The organism is Dyella sp. (assembly GCF_051962475.1).
Classification (GTDB): domain Bacteria; phylum Pseudomonadota; class Gammaproteobacteria; order Xanthomonadales; family Rhodanobacteraceae; genus Dyella_A.
In genome coordinates, this window is the sequence record NZ_JBQCCF010000008.1 from 1 (window position 1) to 16,162 (window position 16,162).

A 16,162-nucleotide genomic window follows, 5' to 3' on the forward strand; every position below is an offset into this window, starting at 1 on the left:
CCCGCCAAAGCAGACCAAACACAAAAAATAGGTATTTCGGTTATTTTTTTTTTTGTCCCCCGGGGTCTTTTTTTTTTTTTTTCGTGTTTGCTCCACCCCCCAAAAACCCCCCCCCCCCCCCCGGGCTCCTACATAAAGTGTCAGGGCGGGTCGGGTTCGCGCAGCACCAGTTCCATAACGATCGCATCCTCGCGCCCGTCGCGCGCGGGGTAATAGCGCGGGCGACGGGCGATCTCGGTGAAGCCGATCGAGGCGTAGAGCTTCTGCGCCACCGGGTTGGACGGGCGCACCTCGAGGAACACGCGCTCGGCGCCGCTCCAGCGGATCACGTCGAGCAGGCGCATCAGCAACCGACGGCCCAGGCCCAGGCCACGCCAGTCCTGGCCGATGCAGATGTTGAGGATGTGCGCCTCACCCGCGGCGATCGACAGGATGCCGTAACCGGCCATTTCCCCGCTCACCCACAGCGCCCAGCACGGATGTCCCGCGCGCAGGCAGTCGGCGAAGATGCCGCGGCTCCAGGGAAACTCGTACGAGTCGGCCTCCATCGCCGCGACCGCATCGAGATCCTGCACGCGCATGGCGCGGATCTCGCTGTCGGGCCGGCTCACGGCGACCATGGCTAGCCGCCCCGGGCGCCGAGGACGCGGCGCGCCTGCCGCAGCGCCGCCCACAGGCGTCGCTTGCCGTCCGCACCGGAAAGCAGCGCAGCGGGTTCATCGACCAGCGCGATGTGCGCCTCGCTCATCACCGCTGCCGGCAGTTCACGCCCCAGCGCGTGCGCCTGGGCCTGGCCGAACACCAGGTACACCGCGGCGTGCGGCACCATCTCGGAAAGCTGCCCGTCGGCGACGCGGATACGACCGGCGCGGGCGATCTCCGCGCCACAGGCGGTCAGTGCGCGGCCGAGCAGATCCAGCGCGCGCGCCTCGGCCGCGGCCGGCAGCAGCACCACGCAGCGTCCGCGGGGCTGGGATTCGCGCACGGCGACCGCAACGCCCTCATCGACAGCAGGCGGCGCCAATTCCACCTCGGCACGCTGGCGCAGCACCCACGGCGTGATGCCCATGGCCTGCAGCGCGGCACGACGGCGGGTATCGAGCGCCACGGCCGCCATCACCCGGCGTTCCGTCGGGCGCGCCGATGCGTGGCGCGGCCCCACACGGTGAGCGCCGGCCCCGACAGCAGGTACAGCGAGAACACCGCCAGCAGCAGCCGCGGCGGATCGATCGCCAGCAGCACCAGGATCAGCACCAGCATCACCATCCACACGAACGGCACGCGCTCGCCCTGCCCCATCGGCAGCGACTTGAAGCTGAAGTAGCGGAAGTTGCTCACCATCAGCAGGCCCACCACCACCGCCAGCACCGGCGTGACGAAGCACAGCGTGCTGCCGGGAATGCCGGTCTTTTCCATGGCCCAAACGAAGGACATGCACACGGCCGCCGCCGCTGGGCTGGCCAGACCCTGGAAATAGCGCTTGTCGATCACTGCCACCTGGGTGTTGAAGCGCGCCAGCCGCAGCGCGCCGCAGGCGGCGTAGATGAAGGCCGCGGCCCAACCCACCTTGCCCCACATCGCGCCGTACTCGCGCAGCGAGGACAGCGACCAGGTGTAGAGCACCAGCGCCGGCGCCAGCCCGAAGCTGACCAGGTCCGACAGCGAGTCGTACTGCACGCCGAACTCGCTCTGGGTGCCAGTGAGGCGGGCCACGCGACCGTCCAGGCCGTCCAGCAGCGCGGCCACGAACACGGCGATCGCGGCCTCGGCATAGCGCCCGCCGATGCTGGCCACGATCGCGTAGAAGCCCGAGAACATCGCCGCGGTGGTGAACAGGTTCGGCAGCAGGTAGATGCCGCGGTGGCGCGGTCGTCGGACGGGCGTGTCGTCGCTCATGAGGCCATCCAGTGAAAGCTGGCGCGCATTGTAGAACACCGGCGCTTGAGTCCGGCCCGTACCGGTGCTACCAAGAGCGCCTGAGCCATGCCCTCTTTCGGAGAATCCACCATGCTTCGTCCCGCGCTGTTTGCCCTTCTGCTGCTGGCTGCCGGCAGCGCCGGCGCCCAGGCCTACAAGTGGACCGATGCGTCGGGCACCGTGCACTACTCCGAATCGGCGCCGCCGACCGGCACCAAGTACAGCCGGGTCACCCTCAGCGGCAGCGTGGAACCGATCGCCGCCCCGTCGACGCCGACCGTCGAACCGAGCTCCGAGCCTGCGACGAACAACGAGCCACCCACGCCGATGGAAGACACGCCGGAAAACCGCAACAAGCTCTGCGCGTCGCTCAAGAGCAATCTCGACACGCTCAAGGGCGGCGGCCCGGTGGTGATGGAACAGGGCGGCCAGCCCAAGGCGCTCAATGACGCCGAGCGCAAGCAGCAACTGGACGCGGCGCAAGCCCAGTACACCCAGTATTGCCAGGGCCAGTAACGCCGCGGCGCTCCCACCGGAACCCGGCAGCGGCTGGCATAATCGACGCCTTTACCCCGACTGCCGGATCCCCACTGCATGCGCCTCAGCCGATTCCACCTGGCCACCGTCAAGGAAGTTCCCGCCGAAGCCGAGCTGGTCAGCCACAAGCTGATGCTGCGCGCCGGCATGATCCGCAAGCTCGCCGCCGGCCTGTACACCTGGAGCCCGCTGGGCCTGCGTGTGCTGCGCAAGGTGGAGAAAGTGGTGCGCGAGGAGATGGATCGCGCCGGCGCCATCGAAATGCTGATGCCCACCGTCCAGCCGCGCGAGCTGTGGGAGGAAACCGGGCGCTGGGAGAAATTCGGCGGCCAGTTGCTGAAGATCGCCGACCGCAAGGCGCAGGAGTTCTGCTACGCCCCCACCGCCGAGGAAGTCATCACCGACTTCGCCCGGCAGGAGCTGAAGAGCTACAAGCAACTGCCGGTGAACTTTTACCAGATCCAGACCAAGTTCCGTGACGAGATCCGCCCGCGCTTCGGCGTGATGCGGGCGCGCGAGTTCCTGATGAAGGACGCCTACTCCTTTCACTTGGGCCAGGAGTCGCTGGCGCAGACGTACCAGGCGATGTACGACGCCTACGGCCGCATCTTCACCCGGCTGGGCCTGACCTTCCGCGCCGTGCAGGCCGACACCGGCGCCATCGGCGGCAACGCCAGCCACGAGTTCCAGGTGATCGCCGAATCCGGCGAAGACATCATCGCTTTCTCCGATGGCTCGGACTACGCCGCCAACGTGGAGAAGGCCGAGGCGCTGGCCCCGGCGGTCGCCAAGCCGGCTCCCGCGGCCACGCTGACCCGGGTGGACACGCCCCGGCAGAAGACCATCGAAGAGGTGTCGGCCTTCCTCAAAGTGTCGCCGCAGCAGTGCGTAAAGACCCTGCTGGTGAAGGGTCGCGACGGGCTGGTCGCGCTGTGCCTGCGCGGTGACCACGAGATCAACGAAGTGAAGGCCGGCAAGCTGGCCGAGCTGCCGGGCGAGTCGGTGCTGGCCAGCGAGGAAGAGATCGTCGCGGCGATCGGTGCCCGCCCCGGATCGATCGGCCCGGTCGGCCTGCCCGCGCACATCCCGGTGATCGTCGACCGCAGCGCCGCGGTGCTGGCGGACTTCGTCTGCGGCGGCAACCAGGACGGCACCCATTACACCGGCGCCAACTGGGAACGCGACGCGCACATCACCCGGGTGGAGGACATCCGCCAGGTGGTGGCCGGCGATCCGTCGCCGGACGGCCTGGGCATGCTGCAGATCGCTCGCGGCATTGAGGTGGGCCACGTGTTCCAGCTCGGCTCCAAGTACGCCGAGGCGCTCCAGGCCACCGTACTGGACGACCAGGGGAAGGCGCAGGTCATGCTGATGGGCTGCTACGGCATCGGCGTCAGCCGTATCGTGGCCGCCGCCATCGAGCAGCGCCACGACGACGCCGGCATCCGCTGGCCCGAGGCCATGGCGCCCTGGCGCATCGCCGTGTGCATGATCAATCCCAAGGGCCTGCCCGAGGTCACCGCCGCCGCCGAGGCGCTGTACGCGCAGCTGGCCGAACGCGGCATCGAGGTGGTGTTCGACGATCGCGGCCTGCGCCCCGGCGCGATGTTTGCCGACATGGAACTGATCGGCATTCCCCATCGCGTGGTGGTGAGCGAGCGCGGCGTCACGGCCGGCACGCTGGAATACCGCGCCCGCGACGAGGCCGACAGCCGCCAACTGACCACCGACGAGCTGTTCGCCCTGCTCGCCTGAGCCGCGTGCGAATGCGCAATGATCAAGCCGCCTTCGGGCGGCTTTTTCATGCGCGACCCGGGGTGTCGCCCGCCGCACCCCATTGGCCAGGCATTACCGCGGCATTAATCGCCGATTTCACCGGGCAGGCGCTTCCGCACGCGTGGTAACGCCTCCCCGCATGCGCCCTCTCAACCGCCGAGCGTGCTCCGCCAAACGCACGCACAGGCGGTCCCCGCGCACTCGCTCGCCACCGAAGCAGCCGCGCCAAACTAATCGGCAGGCTTATTAGCGGACATGACAGCTTAGTAATGGATGTGACACATTCATCACATCCGCGCGGTTATTTTGCAAAAAACCTGGCGTTACGCCAGAATCTGCCCCGCATCAGGATGGCGCACTCGCCGCAATGGCGACTTAAACACCAGTCATTAGAAAAAAACCAACGCGGAGTTACCATGGCCGTTGATATCAAGAACCTCAATCACAATCAGCTCAATGACCTGATCGCCAAGGCGCAGGTTCGGCAAGACGAGCTGCGCAAGGAAAAGGTCGCCAAGCTGCGCGAGAAGGTCCACGCGCTGATCAAGGCCGAAGGCTATTCGTTCGACGACATCTTCGGCGGCGCCCGCGGCGGTAAGGCGCGTCGCGCCAAGACCACGGTGGCCCCGAAGTACCGCAATCCGGCCAATCCGGAGCAGACCTGGTCCGGCCGCGGCAAGCGTCCGCGCTGGTTCAACGACGCGCTGAAGGCCGGCAAGAAGGAAAAGGATCTGGCGATCTGATCGCTGCTCGCTGAGTATCGCGCCATGCAAGACGCCGGCCTCGTGCCGGCGTTTTTGCATTCAGAGCGATCGGCGCGGCGATACCAGCAGGTCACCGAACAGCAGTCCGGCCACCAGCGAGATAAGCAAGGTAATGAGCAGGATGCCGCTATCCATACCCAGCACGGTATCGCGCTCGAACAGATACGAGACGCTGCGAAAACCCACGCTTCCGGGCACCAGCAGGATAATCCCCGGTTCGCGGATCACCGCACCTGGGCGACGCATGATCCGCGCATAAAGATTCGCCGTGGCGCCGAGCAGGAAGCCGCCCAAAAAAACGCCGAACGGGGCGCCCGGAATGGCGCCGGAAATCAGTCCGCCCCAGCGCGTGGCAAGATAACCCACGATCACCGCGCCCATGACCACCGGCCAATCGCGGCGCGCGGCGCGAAACAGAATGGAAAATCCCAGTGCGCCGAGCAGCAACGACGGATAATCCACCCAGCCGGGCAAGGGCGGCAGTGCATATGTGCCCGGATCGATGCCCAGCGCCGCGCACAGCTGGGTCGCCGCCACGGTGCCGAAGGTGAGCTTGAGCAGGGTGGACACCGCGCCACCGACACGCGCCACGCCGGACACCAGATGCTGGCTGGAAATCTCGCGTACCGCGGTGGTGAGCGACATGCCGGGCATCAGCACGATGAGGCCGGCCAGCACCACCGACTTCACCGCCAGCGGCACCACGAAGGCGCTGATCACGATGGCGATGGTGGTGGCCACCAGAGCGCAGATCGCATCGCTGGCGGCTGCCAGGCGCGGGCGCGCCGCCGAGCGTATGGTGATCGCGCCAATCACCAGTCCGATCAGCCCGGACACCAGCAAGTCCGCCCAGGAACTGTGCAGCAGCAGGCCCACCACGCAGGCAGCGGACAGGCCGTAGCTGCCGATCACGCTGGCCTGGGCCCGTCGCGTGTCTGGCAGCCCGAGCAGGCGCAGCAGACGGAACCCCTCGCGCAGCTCGATCTCACCGGCGATCACGCGGTCGGCGATGGCGTCGGCCTCGCACAGGCGCGCCAGGTTCACGTCACCGGGCGGCAGCCGCATCACCTGCGTCACCTGCGCCAGGCCCTCGTCGCCCTGCGCCAGGTCGGAGAAGGAAATGATGATGGCGGTGGGGCTGGACCACACGTCGGCGGCCAGCCCCATCTGCTGCGCCGCCCCGGCCACGGCGATCTCCAGCCGCGGTGCCGAGGTACCGTACTGGTGCAGGCGCCGCGCCAGCTCCACCAGGAAGCCGATGCGCGTGTTGAGCGCGGCGGTGGAAAAGTCCGCGGACACGACCACCGGCGCGGCAGCACTCATGCGGCCGCGCGCACCTGCAGCGTGGTGCCGTCCACCGCCACCACTTCCACCGTGGCGCCCAGCGGCAATTCCGGCCCAGCCACCAGCCATTCGCCGTCACCCACGCGGGCCTTGCCGCGACCGTTGACGATGGCCTCGGTGAGTACGTAGCGCTGGCCGATCATCTGCGCCGCGCGGCGGTTGAGCCGCTCGCTGCCGGGCGTGCTGCGCTCGATGCGCGGGCGCAGCGTACGCGCGTAGAGCACACAGGCCGCCAGTGCCAGCGCGGCGAACAGTACCGCCTGCAGCAGCAGGCCCATGCCGGGCACCAGCCACAGCAAGATGCCCATGGCCGCGGCGGCCAGGCCGATCCACAACATGAAATAGCCCGGCAGCAGCACCTCGCCTGCGATCAGCAGCAGGGCGAGGATCCACCACAGGTAATGCGCCGAAAGATCCCACATGGCCTGTCTCCCGATGGCTCAGCGCGGCGGCGGCTGGATCACGCCGGCCTTGGCTTGCTGGCCGAGCGAATCCTTCGCCAGCTCGGCTATGCCGGCCAGCGACCCGAGGATGCCGGTGGCTTCGATCGGCAGCAGCAGCATCTTCTGGTTGGGCGACTTGGCCATTTCCTTCAGCGCCTCGACGTAGTTGTTGGCGACGAAGTAGTTGAGCGCGTTGACGTTGCCGTTGGCGATCGAGTCGGAAACCATCTGGGTCGCCTTGGCCTCGGCCTCGGCCGAGCGCTCGCGCGCCTCGGCGGCGCGGAACGCGGCCTCCTTCTCGCCCTCGGCGGCCAGGATCACCGACTGCTTCTCGCCCTCGGCCTTCAGGATCGCCGCCTGACGGAAGCCTTCGGCGTCGAGGATGTTGGCGCGCTTCTCGCGCTCGGCCTTCATCTGCCGCGCCATCGCGTCGATCAGGTCGCGCGGCGGGGCGATGTCCTTGATCTCGATGCGGTTGACCTTGACGCCCCACGGGTGGGTCGCCTCGTCCACCACGCGCAGCAGCTTGGCGTTGATTGCGTCGCGCTGGCTCAGGCTCTCGTCCAGGTCGAGCGAGCCGAGCACGGTGCGGATGTTGGTCATCACCAGTGCCAGGGAGGCCTGCTCCAGGTTGGATACTTCATACGCCGCCTTGGACGCGTCGAGCACCTGATAGAACACCACGCCATCGACACGCACCACCGCGTTGTCCTTGGTGATCACGTCCTGGCTTGGCACGTCCAGCACCTGCTCCATCATGTTCATCTTGCGGCCGACGGCCTGGTAGATGGGAATCAGGAAATGCAGCCCCGGCGTGAGCGTGCGCGTGTACTTGCCGAAGGTTTCCACCGTCCACTCGTATCCCTGCGGAACGATGCGGACGAGTTTGGCGATGCCGATCACCACCACGACGACGATGACCAGCGCGAGAATCTGCCCCATGACTACCCCCTCTTCCGATGAAGACCGGAGTATAGGCGAGCGCCGTGGCGGTCAAACCTCCCGCGGCGTCGCCAGTGGCAGCATCATGCTCACCTGCAGTCCACCACCCTCGCGATTGGCCAGGCTGATGCGCCCACCGTGCGCCTCGGCGATCTCGCGGGCCAGCGCCAGGCCCAGCCCGGTGCCGGCGCGCTTGGTGGAGTAGAACGGCAGCAGCGCCTGCGCCAGCACGGTCTCGCTCATGCCGGGGCCACGGTCGGCCACCTCGATGCGCAGGTCGCGGCCGAGCACCTGCAGCGCCAGCGTCACCTCGTCTTCCGGTCCGCCGGCCTCGTGCGCGTTCTTGATCAGGTTGATCAGCACCTGCTCCACCTGGGCCGCGTCGAACCAGCCCGGCTGCTCCGGCGCCGCGCCGACCAGACGGAAGCGGCAGTGCAACGCCAGCCCCTCCAGGAACGGCGCCCAGGCGATGGCCGCCTTGCGCGGCGCCGGCAGCTTGGCAAAACTGGCGTAGCCGGCGATGAAGCCGTGCAGGTGGCGCGCCCGCTCACCGATGGTGGCAAACACGCCGGGCAGGCGCTCGGTCTCGCCGCGACGGGCCAGCTCGGCGCCCGAGTGCGCCAGCGAGGAAATCGGCGCCAGCGAGTTGTTGAGTTCGTGGCTGATCACTCGGATCACCCGCTTCCAGCTCGCCACTTCCTGCCGCGACAGCTCGCGCGTCATGCGCCGGAACAGCTGCAGCCGGTGCGGCCGCCCCTGCAGGCGGAACGCGCGCTGGGAGATGTGGAAGGTCTCCTCGCTGTTGTCCATTTCCACCGTGAGCAGGGCATCCTCGCCATGCTCGACCGCCTCGCGCATCACCTTGGGCGCGTCGGCCAGCACGTCGGCGAACACCAGGCCGTGCAGGCTGCGCCCCTCGTTGAACAGGTGCCGCGCGGCGATATTGGCGTACGCCACGCGGCCGCTGGCGTCGGTGAGTACCAGCGCTACCGGGGTGTTCTGCACCACCGTGTCCAGCAACAGCTCGCGCTGCACCAGGTGCTGGCGCTGATCGCGCAGGGTCTGCCCCAGCGCGTTGTGCATGGCGATCAGTTCGCCCAGCTCATCACGGCGATCCACCGCCAGGGAAATGCTGAAATCACCATCGCGATAACTGGCCACCGCCCCTTCCAACGCGCGCAGCATGCGGCTCACGGGCGACATCACCACCGCCGCCATCCACAGCGCAATCGGCACCAGCACGGCCATGGAGATGACCAGACCCACCACGAAGCCCATCCGCACCGGCGGCTCGGCGCCCACTTTCAGGTCGGCATGCAGCCACGCCAGCGCCTGCGGCAGCGGCCATTCGGTGACGCCGGCATAGATCAGCACGCCAACCAGGCCGGCCAGCAACAACAGCAGACTCAGCCGGCCTTCGAGCGAATGCAGGCGACGGCTCATCCGCGCACGCTGCCCGTTGCGGTCAGCGGCATGCAGGATCCATCGGCGTCTGGGCGCAGCTCACTGTGGGACGTCCGTCGCGGCCGACTTGGTTGCCGCCCATCACCCCGGCCTTGCCGGTGGCTTCCAGCGCGGCGTTGCGCTGCGGCCGCGCATCACGCTGTTCCTTGAACTTGAAGTGGCTGCCGCTGTGGCCGGAGTCATCGCGCAGCCCCGAACCGTTGCCGTACGAAGGCGCGGTCGAGCTGGCCGAGGCAGGACGGCTCCAGCTGTCGCTGCCCGCAGCCGCGGTCTGGGCCGATACGTCGGCACCGGCCGCGGCGATGACGAGCAAGGGAACCAACAACAGGCGCTTGGACATGACACGACTCCTGGGGATGGGCGCCGCACGGGCGCAGGGCGCAGGCGTCCTTTTTACGCCATCGGGCGCCGCGGCGACCACTGCCGGAATGCACCTGCGTGACGTCGGTCAGCCGTTCACCGCCAGCCCGTAGCGCTCGATCCGCCGATACAGCGCCTGCCGCGACAGGCCCAGCGCCTGGGCCGCCCGACTGACCACACCATCGGCCCGCGCCAGCGCCGCCTCCACCGACTCGCGGCTGGGCTCGTCCAGGTTGCGCACCGCGCTTGGCGCCACCGCCGGCAGGTTGAGCAGTTCGGGCGTGATCGGGCGACCGCCCGACAGCAGCGCCGCCCGTTCGATCGCATTCTTCAGTTCGCGCACGTTACCTGGCCACGGGTAGGACTGCAGCGCCTCGCGCGCCGCGTCGCCCAGCTCGGCCCGACCGCCGAGAAAGTGCTCGGCCAGCGGCAGGATGTCGTCGGCGCGCTCGGCCAGCGGCGGCAGGTTCACGTCGATCACGTTGAGGCGGTAGTAGAGATCCTCGCGGAACGTGCCGGCCTTGATCATCGCCTTGAGGTCGGCGTTGGTGGCGCTGAGCACGCGCACCTTGGCATGTCGGGTGCGGCCGGAGCCCAGGCGCTCGAACTGTCCGGTTTCCAGCACGCGCAGCAGCTTCATCTGCCCGGGCAACGGCAGGTTGCCGATCTCGTCGAGGAATAACGTACCGCCGTCGGCCAGCTCGAAGCGGCCCTCCCGCGCCTTGTTCGCACCGGTGTAGGCGCCGGCCTCCGCGCCGAACAGCTCCGCCTCGATCAGCTCGCCCGGCAGCGCGCCGCAGTTCACCGCCACGAACGGCCCACGCTTGACCGCCGAGTTGGCGTGGATGATCGCCGCGATGCGCTCCTTGCCCGCGCCGTTCGGGCCGGTGATCAGCACCGGCACCTCGGAGCGGGCGATCTGGCAGGCCAGCTCCAGCGTCTGCGCCATGGCGTCGGAGGCGAATACCAGGCCGTCGAGCTCGTAGCGACTGCGCAGACTTTCGCGGCGACGGCGGCGCTCGTTGCGCGAGCGCGCCACCTCGCGGGTGGATTCGGACAGCTCCAGCAGGTTCTCCACCGTGGCCAGCAGCTTGGCGTCGTCCCACGGCTTGGCCAGGTAATCGGCCGCGCCCGCCTTCACCAGCTCCACCGCGGTTTCCAGATGCGTCCACGCGGTGAGCAGGATCACCGGCAAATCCGGATGCTGCTCGCGGACCGCACGGAACAGCGCCACACCCTCCTCGCCCGAGGTGGTGTCGGCGGTGAAGTTCATATCCTGGATCACCACATCCACCTGCTCGCGCGCCAGCGTCGCCAGCCCCTCCTCGGGGGTGAGCGCCACCAGCGGGCGGATCTCGTGCAGCGACAGCGCCAGCGAGAGCGCCTCGCCCACGGAGGGGTTGTCGTCGATGATCAGTACGGTACGCATTTTTCGTCTACACATGCGGGCATGGATGCCGCTCCATGCAAAAGGGTTGCGTCAGGCACCTGCATCGGCCATGCAGGAGAGTGAACATTCACTCGGAGCCTCATGCATCTACTCCCTCTACCCCAGCCACGTCGGGGGAGAGGGCTCACTGCATTTGCCCCCTCTCCTCCAACCACGTTGGGGGAGAGAGGGCTGGGGTGAGGGGGCTGCTCTTGCTTCTCGCTCTGCACGTGCACCTGCGAAAACATCAAAAGCCTCCCCCTCACCCAACCCTCTCCCCCGGCGGAGCCAGGGGAGAGGGCTAAAACCGAGAGCCTCACGCTCGGGCCTTTCCCCGGGCAGAGACAGGGAGAAGGCTCACTGCATGTGCTCCCTCTCCCCCAACCACGTTGGGGGAGAGGGCTGGGGTGAGGGGGCTGCTCTTGCTTCTCGCTTCGCGCATGCACCTGCGAAAACATCAAAAGCCTCCCCCTCACCCAACCCTCTCCCCCGGCAAAGCCAGGGGAGAGGGCTAAATCCGCAAGCCTCGCGCTTTATTCGCTCTCCCACGACAGCGTTGCGAAGAGGGATTACGGCCAAACCTCACGCCTTGACCTTCTGCGCCGCTATCCATTTGTCGATACGCGTCTCCAGCACGTCCAGCGGCAGCGCGCCGCCGTCGAGCACAGCGTCGTGGAAGGCGCGGATGTCGAACTTGTCGCCCAGTTCCTGCTTCGCCTTGGTGCGCAGCGCCAGGATCTTCAGCTCGCCCATCTTGTAGGCCAGCGCCTGGCCCGGCCAGGTGATGTAACGATCGGTCTCGGCCTGCACGTCCGGCTCGTCCTCGCTGGAGTGAGCGTGGAAGAAGTCGACCATCTGCTGGCGCGTCCAGTGCTTGTAGTGCACGCCGGTGTCCAGCACCAGGCGGTCGGCGCGCAGCAGCTCGTCGCTGAGGCGACCGTAGTCGGACAGCGGATCGGTGTAGAAACCGATGTCCTTGCCCAGCTGCTCGGCGTAGAGCGCCCAGCCTTCCACGTAAGCGGTGTAGCCGCCCTGCTGGCGGAACGGCGGCAGCTTGGGCAGCGTCTGCGCGATCGAAATCTGCATGTGATGGCCGGGAATGCCCTCGTGGTACGCGGTCGACTCGATGGTCAGCACGCTGCGGTTGGCGAAGTCGCCGGTGTTGACGAAGATCTGCCCCGGCCGCGAGCCGTCAGGCGTGCCCTGGTGGTACTCGGCGGCCGCCGCTTCCTTCTCGCGGAACGCCTCCACCGGCTTCACCACCACCTCGGTCTTGGGCAGCAGGCCGAACAGCTTGGGCAGCTCGGGCTGCATCTGTGCCAGGAATCCGCGGTAGCGGTTGAGGATGTCCTCGCGCGAGGTGGCGTGGGTCTTAGGGTTGCTCTTGAGCGAGGCGCGGAAGCTGGCCAGATCCTTGAAGCCCTGGGCCTTGGCGATCTTGGTCATCTCGCCTTCGATGCGCGCCACCTCGTCCAGACCGAGCTGGTGGATCTCGGCGGGCGTCTTGTCGGTGGTGGTCATCTGCTTCACGTCGAAGCGGTAGATCGCCTCGCCGTTGGGGAGGTCCCACACGCCCGGCTGGGCGCGACCGTGCGGCGCGTAATCCGTGGCGACGAAGTTCTTGAGCTTGCCGTAGGCCGGTCGCACGTCCTGGTCGATCGCGGCCAGAATCGCCGCCTTCAGCCGCGCCTGATCGGCCGCCGGCACCGACGCCGGAAAATGCTTCAACGGCTCGGCGAACACGCTGTCCATGCCCGCCGGCGCGCCGATCGCATCGATCTGCTTGACCACCGCCTCCAGCAGATACTTCGGCGGCATCATGCCGTCGCGCAGGCCCTGCCTGGCCACGCCGATCACCTGATCAAACCCCACCGGCACCGCCTTCAGACGCGCCAGGTAATCCTCATACTGCCTGGTGTTGTCGAACGGGATGGAGCTGACAAAGCCGGCCAGCTCCAGGTGGATGCCGCTCATCTGGTCGATCGGCATCTCGTCCAGCTTCAGCTCATGCGCCTGGCGGGCGTCGGAAAGCTGGCGAACCATCAGTTCGTGGTTGAGCTTGTCGCTGTCGGAAAAGCCGGTCGTGTCGATCGCCTGGAAACGGCGCAGGAAGTCGCCCGCCCACGCGTACTCGGCCTTGGCATGCGCCAGCGACATGTCGCTCCAGCGGTCGTTGTAGCGCAGATCGCCCAGGATGGTGGCGAACTCCGGCGAGTTCTTCAGCGTGTGCTGCCACTGCTCGTCCAGCAGCGCGTTCTGCGCTGCCACGCGCGTGGCCACGTCCGATTGCATGGTGGCCGACACCGCGAGCGGAGCCATGGCGCCCGCGGCCGACAGGCTTAGCGCCATCATCAAAGGCAGCTTCTTCATCGTGACACTCTCCCTGGCAAGAACCCCGATTCTGCCCGAACCGGGGCGCCGTCGGATGCCCCGCTACTCACACGCTGCGTGTCGCCACCACCGGCGGCACGCGCGAGGCGCGCAGCGCCGGGGCGAGGACCGCCAGCTGGCCCAGCGTCCACAGCGCGAATGCTCCCAGCGGCAGGTACCACAACGGCAGGCGAGGCAGCTCATAGCGCTTCATCAGCAACAGATTGAGGGCGACGGCGAGCACCAGACCTGACAGAACACCCGCGCCCACGATGAGCGAATTCTCGGCCTGAAAATAGCGAAGGATGTCGCCGCGCGTGGCGCCAATGGCCCGGCGGATCCCGATGGTGCGCGTGCGCTGCTGCACCCAGAAGCTGGCCAGTCCGGCGATACCCAGTGCGGTGACAAAAAGCAGCCCCAGCGCCGATGCCAGCAACAAGCCGATCATGGTGGTGTCGCCTTGAAAGTAGCTGGCACGCATGTGCGCATAGGTTTGCGCATCGTCGGCGGAAACCTGGCGGCCGGGATTGCGCTTGTTGAGCGCGGCCACCGCCGCCTTCATCACGCTGGTCCGTTGCGAAGGCGTGCTGCGCAAGGCGAACAGGGCCCGCGCCTCGTTCGGCTCCACCGGCAGCAGCGCCGACTGGTCGTCGTTGCCATCTCCGGACACGTTGGCCTGATGCAGGTGCGCGACCACACCCACGATACGGGTCGGCTGGCCCTTCATCAGTCCGTGATCGAAATACACGTCACGGCCCACCACCTGATCGGGATGTTCGGGATACAGGTGCCGCGCAAACCCTTGAGTAACGATCATCGCCGATACCGAAACGGACTGGCCGGGCGGCTTGCCCGGCATGTACTCGTCCGCATTGAACATCCGCCCAGCCACCAGCTTCAGGCCCAGCGTGTCCAGCGTGCCGGGGGTACCGGAGTAGACATCCGCATTCGCACAGCCCGGTACTTTGAGGGACTGCGCTTTCATGGCGGCCTGGACGGCTGCAAGCGAGGTGCAACCGCCTGAGCTGTGTTCACTGTTCGAAAAGGGCACATTGCTGATCAGCGCCGCCGACCCGACCCCAGGCAACTGGCGCAGTGCTGCAAGGTCGGCCTTGTGCAGGGCCAGTGGATTGGCTCCGGCATCGAGGTCGCTGACTGTCACCAGCGACAGGGCGCGCTCGTCCAGTCCGCTCGGCGTGGTCACTCGCTGTACCCGCTGGACGATCAGAAACACCGCATTGGTGACGATGGCGCAGCTGAAGGCTACCTGCAGCATCAGCAGCAGCGCGGTCAGCTTATGGTGCCTGAGCGAGGCAAGTATCGGTTTCAGCTGCATCGCCATCTTTCCTATAGCGCTTTCAGTCGCAAGGCCGGCGAAATGCGGCAGGCCCGCCACGCCGGCAACAGGCCGGCCAGCAGGCTGACGACGATGGCCAGCACGACGGATTCAACCAACATGGCGCCATTCATTCGCGCCAGATGGGCGTAATCGTTGGGCCGCTGACGCACCGTCCAGAGCCCCAACTCGGCCAGGCCGACGCCCAGCGCACCGCCGGCCAGCCCAAGCAGCGCCGACTCCACTCCCAGCTGCTGAAAGACATCGCGCCGGCGCGCGCCCAAGGCCCGCCGCACGCTGATCTCCCCGCCTTTTCGCAGGAACTTGGCCAGCAGCAGGGCCACGATGTTGACCAGGCAGACGAACAAGAAGCCCAGCGCCAGCCAGGTCTGCAGCATCACATCGTTGGGCACCAGACCTTCGTGACGCAACCAATCCATCAGGCCATACAGTTTGGCCTCGCTCGCGGGACGCTCGTAGCGCCCAAGCTCCTTCTGCCGTGCCGAGTAGTCGACCAGGTAATGCCGATACGCACTCACCTGCGCGGGGCTATCGAGCTGTACCCAGAACGACAACCAGCTCACCGTTGGACTGGTCGGCGACTCATCCTTGCCCCAGCCGTTGTCCCAGTTGTGGTCCAGGTGCAGGGACATGGACGTGGACAAGGGCAGAAAGAACTCGTCGCCATCATCGAAATTGGTGCCGATGATGGCGTAGAACAAAGGCTGCGGATGCCAGTCTTCGATCACACCGATCACCTGGAAATCATGGTTCCCCAGATGGGCTGTCCTGCCCACGGCCGCTGCGGTTCCAAACAATCGTTCGGCCAGCTTCCTGGCCACCACCACTACCGGTGCCGCATCGGCATCGTCCTGTCCTGACCAAGCATGACCGGCCACGAAGGGCACGCCGAACATGGCGAAAAAATCATGCGTGGTGAAACTGCCGGCCGCCGTTTTGGGAGCGGTACCCGATTGCTCAGACCGTGCCGTCAGGTAACCACGCGCCATCGCTGCCTGACGCACGCCCCTATGCGCATCCAGCAACGCCTTCGCATCGGGCCAGGTCAGTGCCGTGGTGGGGCCGCCGACCGTACCGGGTTCATACTGATAATCCAGCGGCAACGGATTGAGGCGGGGCCGATAGATATGTTCACTGCGCTCCGGCAGCGGATCGCGCGTCATGGCGTTGAGCACCGTAAGCATCGTCATCGACGCCCCGATGCCCAGCCCGATCGCCAGCACCATCAACGCGGTGACGATCGGGCTGCGCCTTAGGCTGCGCAGCGCCAGCTCCGTGTAGTAGCCGAGCATTCCCTTCCTCCGTTTCCCTGGACCTCAACCGTAGGAGCCCGCTCGCGAGCGATGCCTTTGCCCCTGATCCCCATCGAAAGCCACAAGCAACCCCCCCGAGCGGGCTCCTACGGGTTCATAGCGCATACACCGATCGGGTCGCCACAACCGGTGGCACGGCCGCCTCC

15 protein-coding genes are annotated in these 16,162 nt (G+C 67.0%); 3 read left to right on the forward strand and 12 right to left on the reverse strand.

The window, feature by feature from the left end; genetic code table 11:
• Nucleotides 1-140: 140 nt before the first annotated feature.
• Genes rimI through pssA form a run of 3 tightly spaced genes read right to left on the reverse strand, consistent with a single transcriptional unit; the run spans nt 141 to nt 1,896 of the window.
• Nucleotides 141-620, reverse strand: a complete 480-nt coding sequence (rimI, locus tag ACTHJF_RS00840; RefSeq protein WP_440265391.1) for a ribosomal protein S18-alanine N-acetyltransferase — start codon at nt 618-620, stop codon at nt 141-143.
• Between the two features lie 2 nt (nt 621-622).
• Nucleotides 623-1,117, reverse strand: a complete 495-nt coding sequence (locus ACTHJF_RS00845) for a hypothetical protein (RefSeq protein WP_440265392.1) — start codon at nt 1,115-1,117, stop codon at nt 623-625.
• Nucleotides 1,117-1,896 (reverse strand): CDP-diacylglycerol--serine O-phosphatidyltransferase, encoded by a 780-nt coding sequence (pssA, locus tag ACTHJF_RS00850; protein WP_440265393.1) that lies wholly within the window; start codon nt 1,894-1,896, stop codon nt 1,117-1,119. Before pssA ends, ACTHJF_RS00845 begins: the two co-directional genes overlap by 1 nt.
• 111 nt (nt 1,897-2,007) lie before the next feature.
• Here pssA and ACTHJF_RS00855 point away from each other — a divergent pair, with 111 nt between their 5' ends.
• From ACTHJF_RS00855 to ACTHJF_RS00865, 3 genes are all read left to right on the forward strand, one after another.
• Nucleotides 2,008-2,433, forward strand: coding sequence for a DUF4124 domain-containing protein (locus ACTHJF_RS00855; RefSeq protein WP_440265394.1), 426 nt, complete (start codon nt 2,008-2,010; stop codon nt 2,431-2,433).
• Nucleotides 2,434-2,511: 78 nt separating this feature from the next.
• Nucleotides 2,512-4,209, forward strand: coding sequence for a proline--tRNA ligase (locus ACTHJF_RS00860; protein WP_440265395.1), 1,698 nt, complete (start codon nt 2,512-2,514; stop codon nt 4,207-4,209).
• A 437-nt stretch (nt 4,210-4,646) separates the two neighbouring features.
• On the forward strand, nt 4,647-4,973 hold the full coding sequence (locus ACTHJF_RS00865; RefSeq protein WP_440261358.1) for an H-NS histone family protein: 327 nt from the start codon (nt 4,647-4,649) through the stop codon (nt 4,971-4,973).
• Nucleotides 4,974-5,033: 60 nt separating this feature from the next.
• Here the strand turns inward: ACTHJF_RS00865 and ACTHJF_RS00870 are convergent, their stop codons facing one another.
• The 9 genes from ACTHJF_RS00870 to ACTHJF_RS00910 all read right to left on the reverse strand — a co-directional run bounded on the left by ACTHJF_RS00870 (nt 5,034) and on the right by ACTHJF_RS00910 (nt 15,995).
• Nucleotides 5,034-6,317, reverse strand: coding sequence for a threonine/serine ThrE exporter family protein (locus tag ACTHJF_RS00870; protein WP_440265396.1), 1,284 nt, complete (start codon nt 6,315-6,317; stop codon nt 5,034-5,036).
• Entirely contained in the window at nt 6,314-6,760 is a 447-nt protein-coding gene (locus ACTHJF_RS00875) for an NfeD family protein (protein ID WP_431635923.1), read from the reverse strand. Before ACTHJF_RS00875 ends, ACTHJF_RS00870 begins: the two co-directional genes overlap by 4 nt.
• A gap of 18 nt (nt 6,761-6,778) precedes the next feature.
• Nucleotides 6,779-7,723 carry an SPFH domain-containing protein gene (locus ACTHJF_RS00880; protein WP_440265397.1) on the reverse strand — a complete coding sequence of 315 codons (945 nt, stop codon included), beginning with the start codon at nt 7,721-7,723 and terminating at the stop codon, nt 6,779-6,781.
• Nucleotides 7,724-7,774: 51 nt separating this feature from the next.
• Nucleotides 7,775-9,166 carry a sensor histidine kinase gene (locus tag ACTHJF_RS00885; RefSeq protein WP_440265398.1) on the reverse strand — a complete coding sequence of 464 codons (1,392 nt, stop codon included), beginning with the start codon at nt 9,164-9,166 and terminating at the stop codon, nt 7,775-7,777.
• A gap of 22 nt (nt 9,167-9,188) precedes the next feature.
• Complete coding sequence (locus tag ACTHJF_RS00890) at nt 9,189-9,527, reverse strand: hypothetical protein (RefSeq protein WP_440265399.1); 339 nt, start codon at nt 9,525-9,527, stop codon at nt 9,189-9,191.
• A gap of 108 nt (nt 9,528-9,635) precedes the next feature.
• Nucleotides 9,636-10,976 (reverse strand): sigma-54-dependent transcriptional regulator, encoded by a 1,341-nt coding sequence (locus tag ACTHJF_RS00895; RefSeq protein WP_440265400.1) that lies wholly within the window; start codon nt 10,974-10,976, stop codon nt 9,636-9,638.
• A gap of 582 nt (nt 10,977-11,558) precedes the next feature.
• Nucleotides 11,559-13,346 carry a DUF885 domain-containing protein gene (locus ACTHJF_RS00900; protein ID WP_440265401.1) on the reverse strand — a complete coding sequence of 596 codons (1,788 nt, stop codon included), beginning with the start codon at nt 13,344-13,346 and terminating at the stop codon, nt 11,559-11,561.
• A gap of 67 nt (nt 13,347-13,413) precedes the next feature.
• Nucleotides 13,414-14,682, reverse strand: coding sequence for an ABC transporter permease (locus ACTHJF_RS00905; RefSeq protein ID WP_440265402.1), 1,269 nt, complete (start codon nt 14,680-14,682; stop codon nt 13,414-13,416).
• Nucleotides 14,683-14,693: 11 nt separating this feature from the next.
• Entirely contained in the window at nt 14,694-15,995 is a 1,302-nt protein-coding gene (locus tag ACTHJF_RS00910) for an ABC transporter permease (protein WP_440265403.1), read from the reverse strand.
• Nucleotides 15,996-16,162 lie beyond the last annotated feature (167 nt).

Bases quoted from the DNA above. Each gene is read 5' to 3' on its own strand.
- rimI (WP_440265391.1), bottom strand. From the start codon at position 620: ATGGTCGCCGTGAGCCGGCCCGACAGCGAGATCCGCGCCATGCGCGTG.
- ACTHJF_RS00845 (WP_440265392.1), bottom strand. From the start codon at position 1,117: ATGGCGGCCGTGGCGCTCGATACCCGCCGTCGTGCCGCGCTGCAGGCC.
- pssA (WP_440265393.1), bottom strand. From the start codon at position 1,896: ATGAGCGACGACACGCCCGTCCGACGACCGCGCCACCGCGGCATCTAC.
- ACTHJF_RS00855 (WP_440265394.1), top strand. From the start codon at position 2,008: ATGCTTCGTCCCGCGCTGTTTGCCCTTCTGCTGCTGGCTGCCGGCAGC.
- ACTHJF_RS00860 (WP_440265395.1), top strand. From the start codon at position 2,512: ATGCGCCTCAGCCGATTCCACCTGGCCACCGTCAAGGAAGTTCCCGCC.
- ACTHJF_RS00865 (WP_440261358.1), top strand. From the start codon at position 4,647: ATGGCCGTTGATATCAAGAACCTCAATCACAATCAGCTCAATGACCTG.
- ACTHJF_RS00870 (WP_440265396.1), bottom strand. From the start codon at position 6,317: ATGAGTGCTGCCGCGCCGGTGGTCGTGTCCGCGGACTTTTCCACCGCC.
- ACTHJF_RS00875 (WP_431635923.1), bottom strand. From the start codon at position 6,760: ATGTGGGATCTTTCGGCGCATTACCTGTGGTGGATCCTCGCCCTGCTG.
- ACTHJF_RS00880 (WP_440265397.1), bottom strand. From the start codon at position 7,723: ATGGGGCAGATTCTCGCGCTGGTCATCGTCGTCGTGGTGGTGATCGGC.
- ACTHJF_RS00885 (WP_440265398.1), bottom strand. From the start codon at position 9,166: ATGAGCCGTCGCCTGCATTCGCTCGAAGGCCGGCTGAGTCTGCTGTTG.
- ACTHJF_RS00890 (WP_440265399.1), bottom strand. From the start codon at position 9,527: ATGTCCAAGCGCCTGTTGTTGGTTCCCTTGCTCGTCATCGCCGCGGCC.
- ACTHJF_RS00895 (WP_440265400.1), bottom strand. From the start codon at position 10,976: ATGCGTACCGTACTGATCATCGACGACAACCCCTCCGTGGGCGAGGCG.
- ACTHJF_RS00900 (WP_440265401.1), bottom strand. From the start codon at position 13,346: ATGAAGAAGCTGCCTTTGATGATGGCGCTAAGCCTGTCGGCCGCGGGC.
- ACTHJF_RS00905 (WP_440265402.1), bottom strand. From the start codon at position 14,682: ATGCAGCTGAAACCGATACTTGCCTCGCTCAGGCACCATAAGCTGACC.
- ACTHJF_RS00910 (WP_440265403.1), bottom strand. From the start codon at position 15,995: ATGCTCGGCTACTACACGGAGCTGGCGCTGCGCAGCCTAAGGCGCAGC.